The following is a 13,691-nucleotide window of genomic DNA, read 5'->3' as shown; positions in this document are numbered from 1 at the left end:
GGCCTGGTTCTCGTGCGCCTTCCGGGCGGACGAGCTAAATATCGTGCATGAAAGCCGCTGCCATGAATGCGCACCCATCGCTGGTGATCGGAGAGCCGGTCGAGATCCGAGACGCCGCGGCTGAGCCGGAGGCGATGGTCCGCTTCGAGAACATCTCGAAGACCTATCCGGCCTATCGCGGCAAGCCCGGCGTCAATGCGCTGGAAGGTATCGACTTCGCGATCGCGCGCGGTTCGATCACCGGCGTGATCGGCCGCTCCGGCGCCGGCAAGTCGAGCCTGGTTCGGCTGATCAATGGGCTGGAGAAGCCCACAACGGGCCGCGTCGTCGTCGATAGCAAGGATATCTCGGCGCTCACGGGACGGGACTTGCGGCTCGCGCAGCGTTCGATCGGCATGATCTTCCAGCACTTCAACCTGCTGTCGTCGCGCACCGCCGCCGACAACATCGCGCTGCCGCTGGAGATCGCCGGCTGGTCAAAAGCCGACATCCGCGCGCGCGTGACTGAGCTGCTTGAACTGGTCGGGATCGCCGACAAGCACGATCGCTATCCGTCAGAGCTCTCCGGCGGCCAGAAGCAGCGCGTCGGCATTGCCCGCGCGCTGGCGACGCGGCCGAGCGTGCTGCTGTCGGACGAAGCGACGTCGGCGCTCGATCCGCAGACCACGCGCGCCATCCTCGATCTGCTCGCCAACATCAACCGCGAGCTTGGGGTGACCATCGTGCTGATCACCCATGAAATGTCCGTGGTGCGCCAGCTCGCCAAGGAAGTCGTCGTGTTAGATGCCGGCCATGTCGTCGAGAGCGGCCACGTCGCTGATATCTTCACCCACCCGAAGCATCCGATCACGCAGTCCTTCCTGGCCGAGGTCACCGGCGACAGCCTGCCGGTCTCGCTGGCAAGCCGGATCGTGCAGGAGCCGGGCAGCCACGCCGTGATCCGCGTCCAAGTGTGCGGGGCTGGAGCCGGCGACACGCTGATCGCGCGGCTCGCCCGCGAGCTCGGCCTCGACGTCTCGCTGCTCTCGGCGCGCGTCGACGAGATCGGCGGCCAGCATGTGGGATCGCTGGTGCTCGGCATTCCCGGCGGCGACGGCGCGGCGACGCGCACGCTGGTCTGGCTCTCTCAATATCAAGTCTCGGCGGAGCGTCTCGGCTATGTCGCCTGAACTCATCAATCTCATCATCCAGGCCACCGGTGAAACCCTGTTCATGGTTGGGGTCGCGGCGGCGCTTGGCACCGTCTTCGGCCTGCCCCTCGGCGTGTTCCTGGCGACCAGCCGGAAGGGCGAGCTGTTCGCGGCACCGGCCGTCAACGCCGCGCTCGGCATGGTCGTGAATGCGACGCGCTCGACGCCCTTCATCATCCTGGTCGTTGCCATCATCCCCTTTACGCGGCTCATCGCCGGCACCTCGATCGGCTCGACCGCGGCGATCGTGCCGCTGACCATCGCCTCGGCGCCCTTCATCGCGCGCCTGGTCGAAGCTGCGATCCGTGAGGTCGATGGCGGCCTGATCGAGACCGCGTCCTCGTTCGGGGCTTCCCCGATCCAGATCGTATTCAAGGTGCTGATCCCCGAGGCACTGCCCGGCCTGCTGCTGGCGCTGACGCTCGCGGTCGTTAGCCTGCTCGGCTATTCCGCCATGGTCGGCGCCGTCGGAGGCGGCGGCCTCGGCGATCTCGGCATCCGCTATGGCTATCAGCGCTTCATGCCGGAGATGATGCTGGCCGTCGTGGTCGTGCTAATCGCGCTGGTGCAGCTCGTCCAGAGCGCGGGCGATTATCTGGCGCGCCGGGTCAACCGCCGGCTGCGGCACCGCTGACAAAATCAGGCAGCCAGCCTGGCGCGCCGCTAACGGAGGAGGGCCTCGGTAGAGGCGTGCACGCCTGGCTCAGCCGGCGGCATTGCAATCGACGCCGGCCCCGCAACGAGCGAATCGAGATCGACCAGCAGCAGATCGGCCAAGTGGGTGAGCTGGTGGATCGGGATGCTGATCTCGCCGTTTTCGGCGCGCGCGACGAACTCGGGCGAGACACCAACGAGATTCGCAATCTGGGCCTCGGTATAGCCACGCGTCTCGCGCGCGCCTTTGACCCGGGCGCCGATGTGCTGCCTGTGCAGAGCCTGTTCTTCCTCAGTCATCATAAGCGCCTGCTCGTCCGCGCTCGCGACGCCATCGGCGAACGCGACACCGAGCAGCCGGCGCTTCTGCCAGGCCACGCGGCAGGTCTTCCGCAAGCCGTCGGCAAAGACCAGCGTGGCCTCTTTCGGAAACGCCAGCGACCAATCGAGCTTCAGCCGCGCGCCGGTGCCGGAGACATCAGCGATGGTGCAGGGAATGCTCACCGTGCCTCTGGCGCCGTCAAACTCGATGATCCCGGTCCTCGCCGTGGATTGCCTGGTCGCAGCGCGCAATTCGGTCATGGACGTCGCCCCCGGATGCCCAGCACTCGCTGAAACATCTGCAGCCGATTTTACCTCTCGGGTTCCCTGGGCTCAATCAAACGCGCAAGCCATGGTGAAGGATTCGTTCTCGGTCGAGCAGGGCGGGTCGCTGGGAATGAACCTTCCAGCCCGGCAGCGCCACCAAGACTGGTGTCGCGCCAACCTTCCGGACATCGCAATGAGATCGCTCGCCTTGCTCTGCCTGCTCGCCTTCACGCCCGCACACGCCGCGACGTCCGAGCAGCACTATCTCGATCTGCGCGACCGCTACATCGCCAAATTCTCGAAGGCCAAGGAGAACGACGAGACGTATAAGCAGCACGATGCGGCGCTCGACGAGCTGACCGGGGTGCTGCGTGGCCTGGTGGGCCCCGTCGCGATCAAGGGGCTGCCGGCCGATGGCAAGTCGAACGCCGACACGCTGTTCAAAGGCGACTCGGGCTTCGGCCATCTCGACGGGCTCGGCTTCGCCACGGAAGGCGACAAGCAGCAGGCGGTGGTGACCACGACATCGCTGCTCAGGCACTGGCTGCGCGAGCACAGCAAGGATGGCATGCCGCAGGAGATCGATGCGGCGTTCAGGTCGGACCGCTTCTACTACCAGGCGATCCAGGACTCAGCCTTCGCCAAATACGCGGAACTCCCCATCGCCAAGCCCGCGTCCGCGAGCGCTGCGGTCGCCGTGCTCGGCGTTCGCGGCAATGGCGACCTGAAGGGGCCGCCGCTCGAGATCGACGTGGTCGCGATCCTGGGCGACAAGGTCTTCTTCCTCGCCGCAACCGACGCCATCAAGACGGCCGAGATCCCGGCCTGTGAAAAGGTCTGGAAGCAGATGGTGGCCAAAAAGGTCCCGCAGGATTCCACGGCCAAGGAGGACCGGGCGATGGACGCCTACACCAAGTGTTTCGCCAAGGAAGCACCCAGCCAGAGCTGGTTCGCGGGGGCCGTCAAGAAGGCGCAGAGCCAGCTGGAGCTGCTGCCGCTGCGCTAGAACCGCCGCCGCCAAGATTCCACCCTCGGCCGCCTTCACCGAATATCTCATGGCCGGTTGCCGTCACCGCGACCGTGTCCTCGAGCTTGATGAAGCCGCGCTTGGGATGCTTCATCGTCGTCTCGATCGACACGACCATGCCGGGCTCAAGCGGCAGTCGCGCATCGGTGTCGTCGTAGGGAATCGGCCCCTTGGCGGTCAGGCGAGGGGCCTCGTGGCTGACAAGGCCCATGCCGTGGGCCAGGAAATCGGTGCAGCCGCGCTGGCTGATCCGGCTGAGTTGCCGCTCGGCCGCGACATAGATCTCGCCACCCAGGGCCCCCGGCCGGACCGCGGCAAAAGCGGCGCGCTGGACCGCCTCGATCTCGGCCAGACAGTCCTTCAGTTCAGCGTCGGGATCGCCCAGCACGGCCATGCGCGCGAGGTCGCCGATATAGCCGCGATAATTGCCGCCGGAATCGAGCGACAGCACGTCGCCTTGCTCCCAGCGCTGCGCCGACGGCGCCCGGTTGTGGCTGCTGCCGCAGGCCAGCAGGCAATACTCGAAGGTCAGCCCGCGCCTGGCTTCGGCGATGCGCAGCGCATCGCTCAATTGCTGCTTGGTTGTGCCCGGACCGTGTCCGGCGATCACCTCCAGCATGGACGCGATCACGAGCTCCGAGGCCGTCTTCAGTTTCGCCAGCTCATCGGCCGACTTCACCGCCCGCAAGCGCTCGAGCACCAGCAGCGCGTCCTTGAGCTCGGCGCCGGGCAGGGCGTCGGCTAGCGCCCGTCCCGCGTCCATCGGCAGGAACGCCATCTCGACCCCGACCCGCTTGAGCGGCACTCCGACGTCCCGGATCAACGCCACGGCGCGCGTTACCGCATCCACCGACCCGTTGGACTCGGTGCGGACCTGAGGCACCCAGGGCGGCGCTACGGCACGCTGGTGGGTCTCCAGCCGGTGGCCGACATAGACGGCTTTCTCGGGCGCGCCCTTGGGATAGACCAGGACCGGCAGATAGCGGCTGACGCCCAGGGCATCCATGTAGTCGAAGAAGATCGCGCGCTCGGCGCCGAGCAAGTACTGCACATTGTGCTTGGAGATCGCGATCAGCACGTCGAGGCCGGCACCCTCCATCAGGCGGTCGAGCTTGGCGGCGTCGAACGGAATGGCGCGCGAACTGGCCGCATGCGTGACGTTCTCCTGCATGACGAAACTCCCAATGCTGGAGCGGATCAGGCCGCCGCGTGCGTTTGCCTGACGCTCATTGGCACAAGTGTGAGCCGGAAGCGGGGCTCTGGTAGCCTCGGAATGATCCGGTCTGATCTGCATACCCTCATACCCCTAATTCGCATAAGGTATATTATGGAATATATTTATGTTCAATTGGATCAGTTATTTAGGCGAAGGTCCTGCCATCACGCCTTCGCTGGAGCGAGTTTTCGGACTGGCCATCGAGCGTCGTCTCAGCTCTTGCCGGCTACTGTGCATGGGGTTGTTTTTCAGTTTTTGCATCCGGCCCCATCTGTCGAAAGCCGATATTGCCGCGACCTTGTCCGGCTGCAATAAGCGAGCTCCGCGAGATCGCAGATGACCTTCGAGCCTTCCGTCCGTATAGGTTTGCGTCTCACAACAAAAACAAACCTTCCGAGGAAGCAGACCCATGAGCTTTTCCCGCCGCACGCTTCTCAAGGCCTCCGCCGCGACCGCCGTCTTTGGCGGTGTCGGCGCACCCTATGTGGCCCGTGCCCAGGCTGCCGAGTTCACCTATAAATACGCCAACAACCTGCCTGACTCGCACCCGATGAACGCCCGCGCCAAGGAAATGGCGGCTGCGATCAAGAGCGAGACCAACGGCAAGTTCGACCTCCAGATCTTTCCGAACAACCAGCTCGGTTCGGACACCGACATGCTGAGCCAGATCCGTTCCGGCGGCGTCGAGTTCTTCACGCTCTCCGGCCTGATCCTGGCGACGTTGGTCCCGACGGCCGCCATCAACGGCATCGGCTTCGCGTTCCCGGACTATGACACTGTCTGGAAGGCCATGGACGGCGACCTCGGCGCCTTCGTGCGCGGCGAAATCAAAAAGGCCGGCCTCGAAGTCATGGACAAGATCTGGGACAACGGCTTCCGCCAGACCACGTCGTCGAGCAAGCCGATCACGAGCCCCGACGATTTCAAGGGCTTCAAGATCCGCGTGCCGGTGTCACCGCTGTGGACCTCGATGTTCAAGGCATTCGACGCCGCGCCCGCCTCGATCAATTTCGCCGAGGTCTATTCCGCGCTCCAGACCAAGATCGTCGAGGGCCAGGAGAACCCGCTGGCGATCATCTCGACGGCAAAGCTCTACGAGGTGCAGAAATACTGCTCGCTGACCAACCATATGTGGGACGGCTTCTGGTTCCTGGCCAACCGCCGCGCCTGGGAAAAGCTCCCACAAGACGTGCGCACCATCGTCGCCAAGAACATCAACGCCGCCGCCGTCAGGGAGCGCGAGGATACCGCCAAGCTCAACGCCAATCTCCAGCAGGAGCTCGCGGGCAAGGGCCTGACGTTCAACCAGCCCGCGGTCGCGCCGTTCCGCGACAAGCTGCGCGCTGCCGGCTTCTATGCCGAGTGGAAGGGCAAGTATGGCGACCAGGCCTGGGACCTCCTGGAGAAGGCCGTCGGCAAGCTGTCGTAACGCATTGGGGCCGCCATGGCTCACGTCGAGGTTCAGGTCACCGAAATAGTGGGCGAGGCGGCTGTTCAGTCCCCTCGCCGACCTTCATGGCTGGCCTCGCTGGAGCGCATTCTCGGCCTCGCCGTCGAGATCCCCGCGGCGATCCTGGTCGTCGCCGAGATCGTGATCCTGTTTGCCGGCGTGGTCGCGCGCTACGTCGTGCATCGGCCGCTGATCTGGTCGGACGAGCTGGCCTCGATCCTGTTCCTTTGGCTGGCCATGCTTGGCGCCGCGGTGGCGTTCCGCCGTTCCGAGCACATGCGCATGACCGCGATCGTCGCGAGCGCACGACCCGCGATGCGGGCCTGGCTCGATCTCGTGGCGGTCGCTGCCGCGCTGGCGTTCCTCGCGATGATCGTCTGGCCGGCCTACGACTACGCCTACGAAGAGAGCTTCATCACCACGCCCGCGCTCCAGATCTCGAACATGTGGCGCGCCGTCGCGCTGCCGACCGGCATCTGCCTGATGGCGTTGTTCGGACTGCTGCGGCTGCTCCGCGCCGCGGATTACCGGATGGTGCTGACGGCCGCGATCTCCGTCGCCGTCGTCGTTGGCCTGTTCTGGTTGGCGCAGTCTTACCTGCGGCCGCTCGGCAATCTCAACCTCGTCATCTTCTTCGTCGGCGTCGCCGGCTTCTGCGTCTTCGCCGGCGTTCCCATTGCGTTCGGCTTTGGCCTTGCGATCTTCGGCTATCTGGCGCTGACCACGCGCACGCCCGTCATGGTGCTGGTCGGGCGGATGGACGAGGGCATGAGCCATCTCATCCTGCTCTCGGTGCCGCTGTTCGTGTTCCTGGGACTGCTGATCGAAATGACCGGCATGGCGCGCGCCATGGTGGCATTCCTGGCGAGCCTGCTCGGCCATGTCCGCGGCGGCCTGCATTACGTGCTGGTCGGCGCCATGTATCTGGTCTCCGGCATTTCCGGCGCCAAGGCCGCCGACATGGCCGCGGTCGCGCCCGTGCTGTTCCCGGAGATGAAGCAGCGCGGCGCCAAGCCCGGCGATCTCGTCGCGCTGCTTGCCGCAACCGGCGCGCAGACCGAAACCATTCCGCCGAGCCTCGTGCTGATCACGATCGGCTCGGTCACCGGCGTCTCGATCGCGGCGCTGTTCACCGGCGGCCTGCTGCCTGGCGTCGTGCTCGCGGTCACGCTCTGCATGCTGGTGTGGTGGCGTTACCGCCACGAGGACATGAGCCATGTCCGCCGCGCCACCGCGTCCGAGATCGGCAAAACCTTCGTCGTCGCCCTGCCCGCGCTCGCGCTGCCCTTCGTGATCCGCTACGCTGTGGTCGAAGGCATTGCGACCGCCACCGAAGTCTCCACCATCGGCATCGTCTATGGCGCCCTCGTCGGCCTGATGGTCTACCGCCGCTTCGACTGGCGGCGGCTGTTTCCGATGCTGGTCGAGACGGCGGCGCTGTCGGGTGCGATCCTGCTGATCATCGGCACGGCCACCGGCATGGCCTGGGGCCTGACCCAGTCGGGCTTCTCGCGCTCGCTGGCATCCGCCATGACCGGATTGCCCGGCGGAGCTGCGACCTTCATCGCCGTGTCCATCCTGGCCTTCACCGTCCTCGGCAGCGTGCTGGAGGGCATCCCTGCGATCGTGCTGTTCGGGCCGCTGCTGTTTCCGATCGCCCGCGCCGTCGGCGTGCATGAGGTGCACTACGCCATGGTGATCATTCTGGCCATGGGTATCGGGCTATTCGCTCCGCCGTTCGGCGTCGGCTATTATGCCGCCTGTGCCATTGGACGCGTCGAGCCGGCCGAGGGCATCAGGCCGATCTGGGGCTATCTGCTGGCGCTGCTGGTGGGATTGATCGTCGTCGCGGTCTTCCCCTGGATCTCGATCGGATTCCTGTAACGCGCGGCGTCAAGGAGGGTGTCGATGAGTGATCTGAACCAGTACAATATCGGCCTCGACAAGACACCCGCCAATTACGTGCCGCTGTCGCCGCTGAGCTTCCTCGCGCGCAGCGCCGCCGTCTATCCCAATCACGTCAGCACGGTCTATGAGGGCCGCAGCTTCACGTGGGCTGAGACGGACGAGCGCTGCAGGCGCTTTGCGTTCTGGCTCGCCGGCAAGGGCATCGGCGTCGGCGACACTGTCGCTGCGATGCTGCCGAACATTCCGGCGATGAACGAGGCGCACTTCGCGGTACCGATGACGGGGGCCGTGCTCAATGCGCTCAACATCCGCCTCGATGCGCCCTCGATTGCGTTTCAGCTCGACCATGGCGGCGCAAAAATCATTCTGGTCGATCCCGAGTTTTCCGGCGTGATCACCGATGCGCTGGCGCAGATGAGCGGGCCAAAACCGTTCGTGATCGACGTCGACGATGCCGCTTTCAAAGGCGGCAAGCGCATCGGCGAGATCGAATATGAAGCGGCCGTCGCGCAAGGCGATCCGAATTTTGCGGCGATCCCGCCCAGCGACGAATGGGACGCGATTGCGCTGAGCTATACCTCGGGCACAACGGGCAATCCGAAGGGCGTCGTCACCCATCATCGTGGCGCGTACCTCAACGCCGTCAGCAATATCCTCGCCGGCAATCTCGGCCAGCACCCGGTCTATCTGTGGACGCTGCCGATGTTCCATTGCAACGGCTGGTGCTTCCCCTGGACCCTTGCGGCGGCGGCCGGCATCAATGTCTGCCTGCGCAAGGTCGAGCCGACCAAAATCTTCGAGCTGATCAGGCAGCACGGCGTCACTCACATGTGCGGCGCGCCGATCGTCTACAACACGCTGATCAACGCGCCCGATGCGCCCAAAGGCAATGCGGCCCGCCGCGTCGTTGGCCTCATTGCCGGCGCCGCACCGCCGGTCGCTGTGCTCGAAGGCGCCGAAAACATCGGCATCAAGCTAACACACGTCTATGGCCTGACCGAAGTCTATGGCCCCGCCTCGGTCTGCGCCGAGCAGCCCGGCTGGGACGAGCTCCCGCCCGCCGAGCGCGCGCGCATGAAGCGGCGGCAGGGCGTGCCCTACCCACTCGAGGAAGGCGTCACCATCATCGATCCCAAGACCATGAGGCAAGTGCCGCGCGACGGCGAGACCATCGGCGAGGTCATGTTCCGCGGCAACATCGTGATGAAGGGCTATCTCAAGAACGAGAAGGCGACGAAGGAAGCCTTCGAGGGCGGTTGGTTTCACACCGGCGATCTCGGCGTGCTCGACGAGCACGGCTACGTCACCATCAAGGATCGCTCCAAGGACATCATCATCTCCGGCGGCGAGAACATCTCGTCCGTGGAGGTTGAGGACGTCCTCTACAAGCATCCGGCTGTGCTGTTCGCTGCCGTGGTCGCAAAGCCCGATCCGAAATGGGGCGAAGTGCCCTGCGCCTTCGTCGAGCTCAAGGACGGCGCGAACGCAAGCGAGGCCGACATCATCGCTTTCTGCCGCACGCATATGAGCGGCTTCAAGACGCCGAAGGCGGTCGTGTTCGGACCGATCCCGAAGACGTCGACGGGCAAGATCCAGAAATTCCTGCTGCGCAACGAGGTCGGCTCGGCCAAGGCCATCACGGCCTGAAGCACGCTCCAGCTTCAGATCACACGTAGAAGCACGGGCCGTCACGATCGCGCGTCGCCGCAGCGATAAATGAGAGCGCGTGGGTGCCCTCACCCGTTCGTGCCGGGATCTTCCCGTCACATTTTCTTGTAGGCGTCGATCACGGCCTGACCGTCCGCACCGGCCTTTTTGAGCCAGTCAGCGGTGAGCTGCTGACCTACTTTCTCGAAGCCGGCTTTCAGCGGCGGGCTCGGTGGTTCGACCGTCATGCCCTTGGCCTTCAGCTGATCGATGTACCAATTGGCCTTCTCCTCCCAGGCCTTCCAGCCGCGGGTTTCGGCCGTGGCAGCGGCCTTGAGGATGGCCTCCTGGGTCGGCTTGTCGAGCGCCTCGAACGCGGCCTTGTTCACGAAAGTATAGTCCTTCGGAATCCAGGCCTGCACGTCGTAGAAGTATTTCAGCGACTCCCAGGCCTTTGAATCGTAGCCCGTGCCGCCCGATGACATGAACGAGTTCACCACGCCGGTGGCGAGCGCCTGCGGCAGTTCGGCAGCCTGGATCGTCACCGATTGGGCGCCGACCAAGTCACCGATACGCGCGGTTCCGACATTGTAGGCGCGCCATTTCAGGCCCTTCATGTCCTCAATAGTGGCAAGTGGCTTGTTGACGTAGACGCCCTGCGGCGCCCACGGCACAGCGAACAAGAGCTTCAGACCTTGTGCATCCAGCTTCTTCTCGATGAGGGGCTTTGACGCCTGGTACAGCTTCATCGACTGAGGAAAGCTGGTCGCAAGGAACGGCACGACATCGATCCCGAACAGCGGATCTTCGTTTTCGTGGATCGAAAGCAGCAATTCGCCCATTTGCGCCTGCCCGGTCACCACCGCGCGCTTGATATCGGGGGCCTTGAACAGCGACGCGTTCGGATGAACCGTGATCACGAGCTTGCCGGAAGTCGCAGCTTCGACGTCCTTGGCGAAGGCGACCAGATTCTCCGAGTGCGGATTGTCGATGGGATATGCGGCTGGCAAATTCCATTTGGTCTGGGCCAACGTAGGCGTGGCGGCCAACAGCGCGCCGGCGATCAGTCCTGAGAACAGCAAACGAGACGTCATCGAACTTCTCCTCACGGTAAGGCGGCAATCCCGGCGCGATCAGTCGGGGAAAGCCAGCTTGGGCAGCACCAGCACGATTTGCGGGTATTCGGTGATGATGAAAACTGCGGCCAATAGCAGCACAAAGAACGGGAATGCCGCACGGGCGACCGTCAACGTATCGCGGCCGCTCATGTTTTGCAGCACGAACAGGTTGAAACCGACCGGTGGCGTGATCTGCGCCATTTCGACATGGATGATGAGGTAGACACCGAACCAGACGAGATCGAGGCCGGCCTGCTTGACCATCGGCAACACGATGACCGCGGTCAGCACGATCATCGAGATGCCATCGATCAGGCATCCAAGGATGATGTACATGATGCTCAAATAGAGCGCGAGCATGCCTGGCGTGAGTTGCTGTCCCTGAACCCAGCTGGCGAGCGCCGCGGGAATACCGGTATAGGCCATCGCGGCTGTGGTGTAGGCGGCGCCGGCCAGGATCAGCATGATCATGCAGGTCAGCCGCGTCGCGCTCATGATGCTTTCGAGGAAGTTCTTGCGCGAAAGCGTGCCGCTCCACCACGCCAGGATCAGCGCGCCGGCGACGCCCCATGCGGCGCATTCGGTAGCGGTCGCAAACCCGAGCACCAGCGAGAGGAAGACCGCAAGGATCAGCAGCATGCACGGTGCGAGCTTGGCCGACTCGCGCAGCTTCTGCCGGAACGGCATCGGTGGGTCGCGCGGCGGGACTTTCGCAGGGTTCAGCAGCGACCAGATGATGATGTAGCCGGAATAGAGCACCATCACGAGCACGCCCGGCAGGAACCCGCCAAGGAACACCTGGAGCACGGAAACATTCGCCGTGACCGCGTAAACCACCATCGGAATTGAGGGTGGAATCAGGAGGCCGAGCGTGCCGGATCCCGCCAGCGAACCGAGGCTGAGGCCCTTGTCGTAGCCGCGCTTGTCGAGTTCGGGCAATGCGATCTTGCCGATGGTCGCACACGTCGCAGCCGACGAGCCCGACACCGCCGCAAAGATGCCGCAGCCGATGACGTTCACATGGGTCAGCCGTCCGGGCAACCATTGCACCCAAGGCGACAGGCCGCGAAACATCTCTTCCGACAATCTGGTGCGAAAAAGGATTTCTCCCATCCAGATGAATAGCGGCAATGCCGCCAGCGTCCACGACGCACTCGCGCTCCAGGTCGTGGTCGCGAGTACGCTCCCAAGCGGCAGGCTCGTGGTCAGCGCCATCGCCACGAAGCCGACGAGCCCAAGCGAGATCGCGATCCATACGCCGCTCGCCAGCAGCAGGATCATCACGCCGAGCAGGATGAACGACAGTTCGATCATGCCGAGACTGGCCATCGTCAGCCCCCGCCGCCCTGCGAGATGCGCTCGATGAATTCGTCCGGCGTTTCTTCCGGCGATCCCTTCTCGTAGCTCGGCCGATGGCCGCGCAGGACATTGACCGTTTCATCGACGACCGCGATCCCCAGGATCATGAGGCCGCCGGCGAAGCCCAACTGCGGAATCCAGAGAGGAACGGCGACGACGCCTTGAGCAACGTCTTTGAAGCGCCAGGAGTCGTAGGCCATCTGCGCAGCATATCGGGTGAAGTAGAGAATGAAGGCAGTCGCAATCCCGAGCGCCACGATCTCGGCACACAGCCGGGCGCGCCCATCCAGGCGCTCGAGCAGCAGACCGACGCGGATCATCTCTCCACGTTTGAATGTGTGAGCGAGTCCGAGAAAGGCCATCGCGGCCATGCACCAGGACGCGAAATCGTCGCCGGCCGGAATGTTGATGGCAAATTGGCGGCCAACCGACATGACCATCATAATCGCAAAGATCGCAACCAGGAACGCGCCGGCGGCGTAGCCTGCGCCGAGATAGAGAACGTCGAGAGCGCGCCGAGGCAATCCCGGCGCCGCCACATCATCGTCTTGCTCCGCCAATGCGGCCCCCATCCTCACGCGCCACGGCTCAACCGGACCACACGACTTCTGAGCCAGTTGATGCTGGCTGATTATCGCTGCCCCTCCACGCCTGTCTTTGAGACGTTAGACCAACACGATCGCAACCATGCAGGCAAGGACCATGCCGGTCTGCGCCGGTGCCCGAGGTACTTTTACACCGTATCGAGCCGCATGCCGTCATAGGCCGGCACCACGCCAGCAGGCAGCTTGTGCCGGATCACCTCGTAATCGACGTCCGCCGTCATGTTGGTGATGACGGCACGCTTCGGCTTGAAGCGCTCGATCCAGGACAGCGCGTCGTTGATGCTGAAATGGCTGGGATGGCCGGTGTAGCGCAGGCCATCGACGATCCAGAGATCGAGGTTTTCCAAGGCGCCAAAACTCTCGGGCGGGATGTCGTTGAGGTCAGGCGTGTAGGCGGCATTGCCGATGCGGTAGCCGAGCGCGGGAATGTTGCCGTGCTGGACCAGGAAGGCGGTCATCGTCACGTCGCCGCCCTTGCCGATGACGATCTGGCTCCCGCCGGCCTCGATCGAATGCCGCGTCAGGATCGGCGGATAGTCGCTACCCTCCGGCGAGATGAAGCAATAGGAGAACCGCGCCATGATGTCCTTGGCGGTCGACTGATTGAAATAGGTCGGAATCCGCTTGCGCATGTGGAGAACGACGGAGCGCAGATCGTCCATGCCGTGGGTCTGGTCGGCATGCTCATGGGTCAGGAAAACCGCGTCGATGTGGTCGACATTGGTGTCGATGAGTTGCTCGCGCAGATCCGGCGAGGTATCGATCACGATGCGCGTGGTGCCGTGGCCTGACGTCTTCTCGACCAGCAGCGAGCAGCGGCGGCGGCGGTTCTTGGGGTTATTGGGGTCGCAGGCGCCCCAGCCGAGCGCCGGGCGCGGCACGCCGGCGGAGGAGCCGCAGCCCAGGATCGTCAGCGTCAGCGTCATGCG

The 13,691-nt window shown here is 64.3% G+C and carries 12 protein-coding genes; 6 read left to right on the top strand and 6 right to left on the bottom strand.

Going from position 1 to position 13,691, the window contains the following annotated elements:
* Window positions 1–62 precede the first annotated feature (62 nt).
* Window positions 63–1,169 carry a methionine ABC transporter ATP-binding protein gene (locus tag JJC00_RS20860; protein WP_246773865.1) on the top strand — a complete coding sequence of 369 codons (1,107 nt, stop codon included), beginning with the start codon at window positions 63–65 and terminating at the stop codon, window positions 1,167–1,169.
* Window positions 1,159–1,824 (top strand): methionine ABC transporter permease, encoded by a 666-nt coding sequence (locus JJC00_RS20855; RefSeq protein ID WP_200467842.1) that lies wholly within the window; start codon window positions 1,159–1,161, stop codon window positions 1,822–1,824. Before JJC00_RS20860 ends, JJC00_RS20855 begins: the two co-directional genes overlap by 11 nt.
* Window positions 1,825–1,853: 29 nt before the next feature.
* Here the strand turns inward: JJC00_RS20855 and JJC00_RS20850 are convergent, their stop codons facing one another.
* Window positions 1,854–2,426, bottom strand: a complete 573-nt coding sequence (locus tag JJC00_RS20850) for a helix-turn-helix domain-containing protein (RefSeq protein WP_200467841.1) — start codon at window positions 2,424–2,426, stop codon at window positions 1,854–1,856.
* Between the two features lie 199 nt (window positions 2,427–2,625).
* Here JJC00_RS20850 and JJC00_RS20845 point away from each other — a divergent pair, with 199 nt between their 5' ends.
* Window positions 2,626–3,438: a hypothetical protein gene (locus JJC00_RS20845; protein ID WP_200467840.1), complete on the top strand. Its 813-nt coding sequence runs from the start codon at window positions 2,626–2,628 to the stop codon at window positions 3,436–3,438.
* On the opposite strand, the gene JJC00_RS20840 is transcribed toward JJC00_RS20845, so the two are convergent.
* Window positions 3,395–4,630, bottom strand: a complete 1,236-nt coding sequence (locus tag JJC00_RS20840) for a M24 family metallopeptidase (RefSeq protein WP_200467839.1) — start codon at window positions 4,628–4,630, stop codon at window positions 3,395–3,397. The two genes, JJC00_RS20845 and JJC00_RS20840, sit on opposite strands and share 44 nt — an antisense overlap.
* Before the next feature lie 454 nt (window positions 4,631–5,084).
* On the opposite strand from JJC00_RS20840, the gene JJC00_RS20835 reads away from it, so the two are divergent.
* Genes JJC00_RS20835 through JJC00_RS20825 form a run of 3 tightly spaced genes read left to right on the top strand, consistent with a single transcriptional unit; the run spans window position 5,085 to window position 9,680 of the window.
* Window positions 5,085–6,104: a TRAP transporter substrate-binding protein gene (locus JJC00_RS20835; RefSeq protein WP_200467838.1), complete on the top strand. Its 1,020-nt coding sequence runs from the start codon at window positions 5,085–5,087 to the stop codon at window positions 6,102–6,104.
* A gap of 15 nt (window positions 6,105–6,119) precedes the next feature.
* Window positions 6,120–8,009, top strand: a complete 1,890-nt coding sequence (locus JJC00_RS20830; RefSeq protein WP_200467837.1) for a TRAP transporter large permease — start codon at window positions 6,120–6,122, stop codon at window positions 8,007–8,009.
* A 24-nt stretch (window positions 8,010–8,033) separates the two neighbouring features.
* Entirely contained in the window at window positions 8,034–9,680 is a 1,647-nt protein-coding gene (locus tag JJC00_RS20825; protein WP_200467836.1) for an acyl-CoA synthetase, read from the top strand.
* A gap of 116 nt (window positions 9,681–9,796) precedes the next feature.
* Here JJC00_RS20825 and JJC00_RS20820 read toward each other — a convergent pair whose 3' ends face one another.
* The 4 genes from JJC00_RS20820 to JJC00_RS20805 all read right to left on the bottom strand — a co-directional run bounded on the left by JJC00_RS20820 (window position 9,797) and on the right by JJC00_RS20805 (window position 13,688).
* On the bottom strand, window positions 9,797–10,774 hold the full coding sequence (locus tag JJC00_RS20820) for a TRAP transporter substrate-binding protein (protein ID WP_200467835.1): 978 nt from the start codon (window positions 10,772–10,774) through the stop codon (window positions 9,797–9,799).
* Between the two features lie 39 nt (window positions 10,775–10,813).
* A complete protein-coding gene (locus tag JJC00_RS20815; protein WP_200467834.1) occupies window positions 10,814–12,127 on the bottom strand; it encodes a TRAP transporter large permease in 1,314 nt (437 codons plus the stop codon).
* Between the two features lie 2 nt (window positions 12,128–12,129).
* Window positions 12,130–12,729, bottom strand: coding sequence for a TRAP transporter small permease (locus JJC00_RS20810; protein WP_200467833.1), 600 nt, complete (start codon window positions 12,727–12,729; stop codon window positions 12,130–12,132).
* Window positions 12,730–12,890: 161 nt separating this feature from the next.
* On the bottom strand, window positions 12,891–13,688 hold the full coding sequence (locus tag JJC00_RS20805; RefSeq protein WP_200467832.1) for an MBL fold metallo-hydrolase: 798 nt from the start codon (window positions 13,686–13,688) through the stop codon (window positions 12,891–12,893).
* Between the last annotated feature and the right edge of the window lie 3 nt (window positions 13,689–13,691).

The organism is Bradyrhizobium diazoefficiens (genome assembly GCF_016616885.1).
In the GTDB taxonomy this organism is placed as follows: Bacteria; Pseudomonadota; Alphaproteobacteria; order Rhizobiales; family Xanthobacteraceae; genus Bradyrhizobium; species Bradyrhizobium diazoefficiens_F.
This window is presented reverse-complemented; position numbering and strand designations above follow the sequence as displayed.

Coding starts and splice junctions, on each gene's coding strand:
- JJC00_RS20845 (WP_200467840.1), top strand. CDS start 2,626: ATGAGATCGCTCGCCTTGCTCTGCCTGCTCGCCTTCACGCCCGCACAC.
- JJC00_RS20825 (WP_200467836.1), top strand. CDS start 8,034: ATGAGTGATCTGAACCAGTACAATATCGGCCTCGACAAGACACCCGCC.
- JJC00_RS20855 (WP_200467842.1), top strand. CDS start 1,159: ATGTCGCCTGAACTCATCAATCTCATCATCCAGGCCACCGGTGAAACC.
- JJC00_RS20815 (WP_200467834.1), bottom strand. CDS start 12,127: ATGGCCAGTCTCGGCATGATCGAACTGTCGTTCATCCTGCTCGGCGTG.
- JJC00_RS20840 (WP_200467839.1), bottom strand. CDS start 4,630: ATGCAGGAGAACGTCACGCATGCGGCCAGTTCGCGCGCCATTCCGTTC.
- JJC00_RS20810 (WP_200467833.1), bottom strand. CDS start 12,729: ATGGGGGCCGCATTGGCGGAGCAAGACGATGATGTGGCGGCGCCGGGA.
- JJC00_RS20820 (WP_200467835.1), bottom strand. CDS start 10,774: ATGACGTCTCGTTTGCTGTTCTCAGGACTGATCGCCGGCGCGCTGTTG.
- JJC00_RS20835 (WP_200467838.1), top strand. CDS start 5,085: ATGAGCTTTTCCCGCCGCACGCTTCTCAAGGCCTCCGCCGCGACCGCC.
- JJC00_RS20805 (WP_200467832.1), bottom strand. CDS start 13,688: ATGACGCTGACGCTGACGATCCTGGGCTGCGGCTCCTCCGCCGGCGTG.
- JJC00_RS20850 (WP_200467841.1), bottom strand. CDS start 2,426: ATGACCGAATTGCGCGCTGCGACCAGGCAATCCACGGCGAGGACCGGG.
- JJC00_RS20830 (WP_200467837.1), top strand. CDS start 6,120: ATGGCTCACGTCGAGGTTCAGGTCACCGAAATAGTGGGCGAGGCGGCT.
- JJC00_RS20860 (WP_246773865.1), top strand. CDS start 63: ATGAATGCGCACCCATCGCTGGTGATCGGAGAGCCGGTCGAGATCCGA.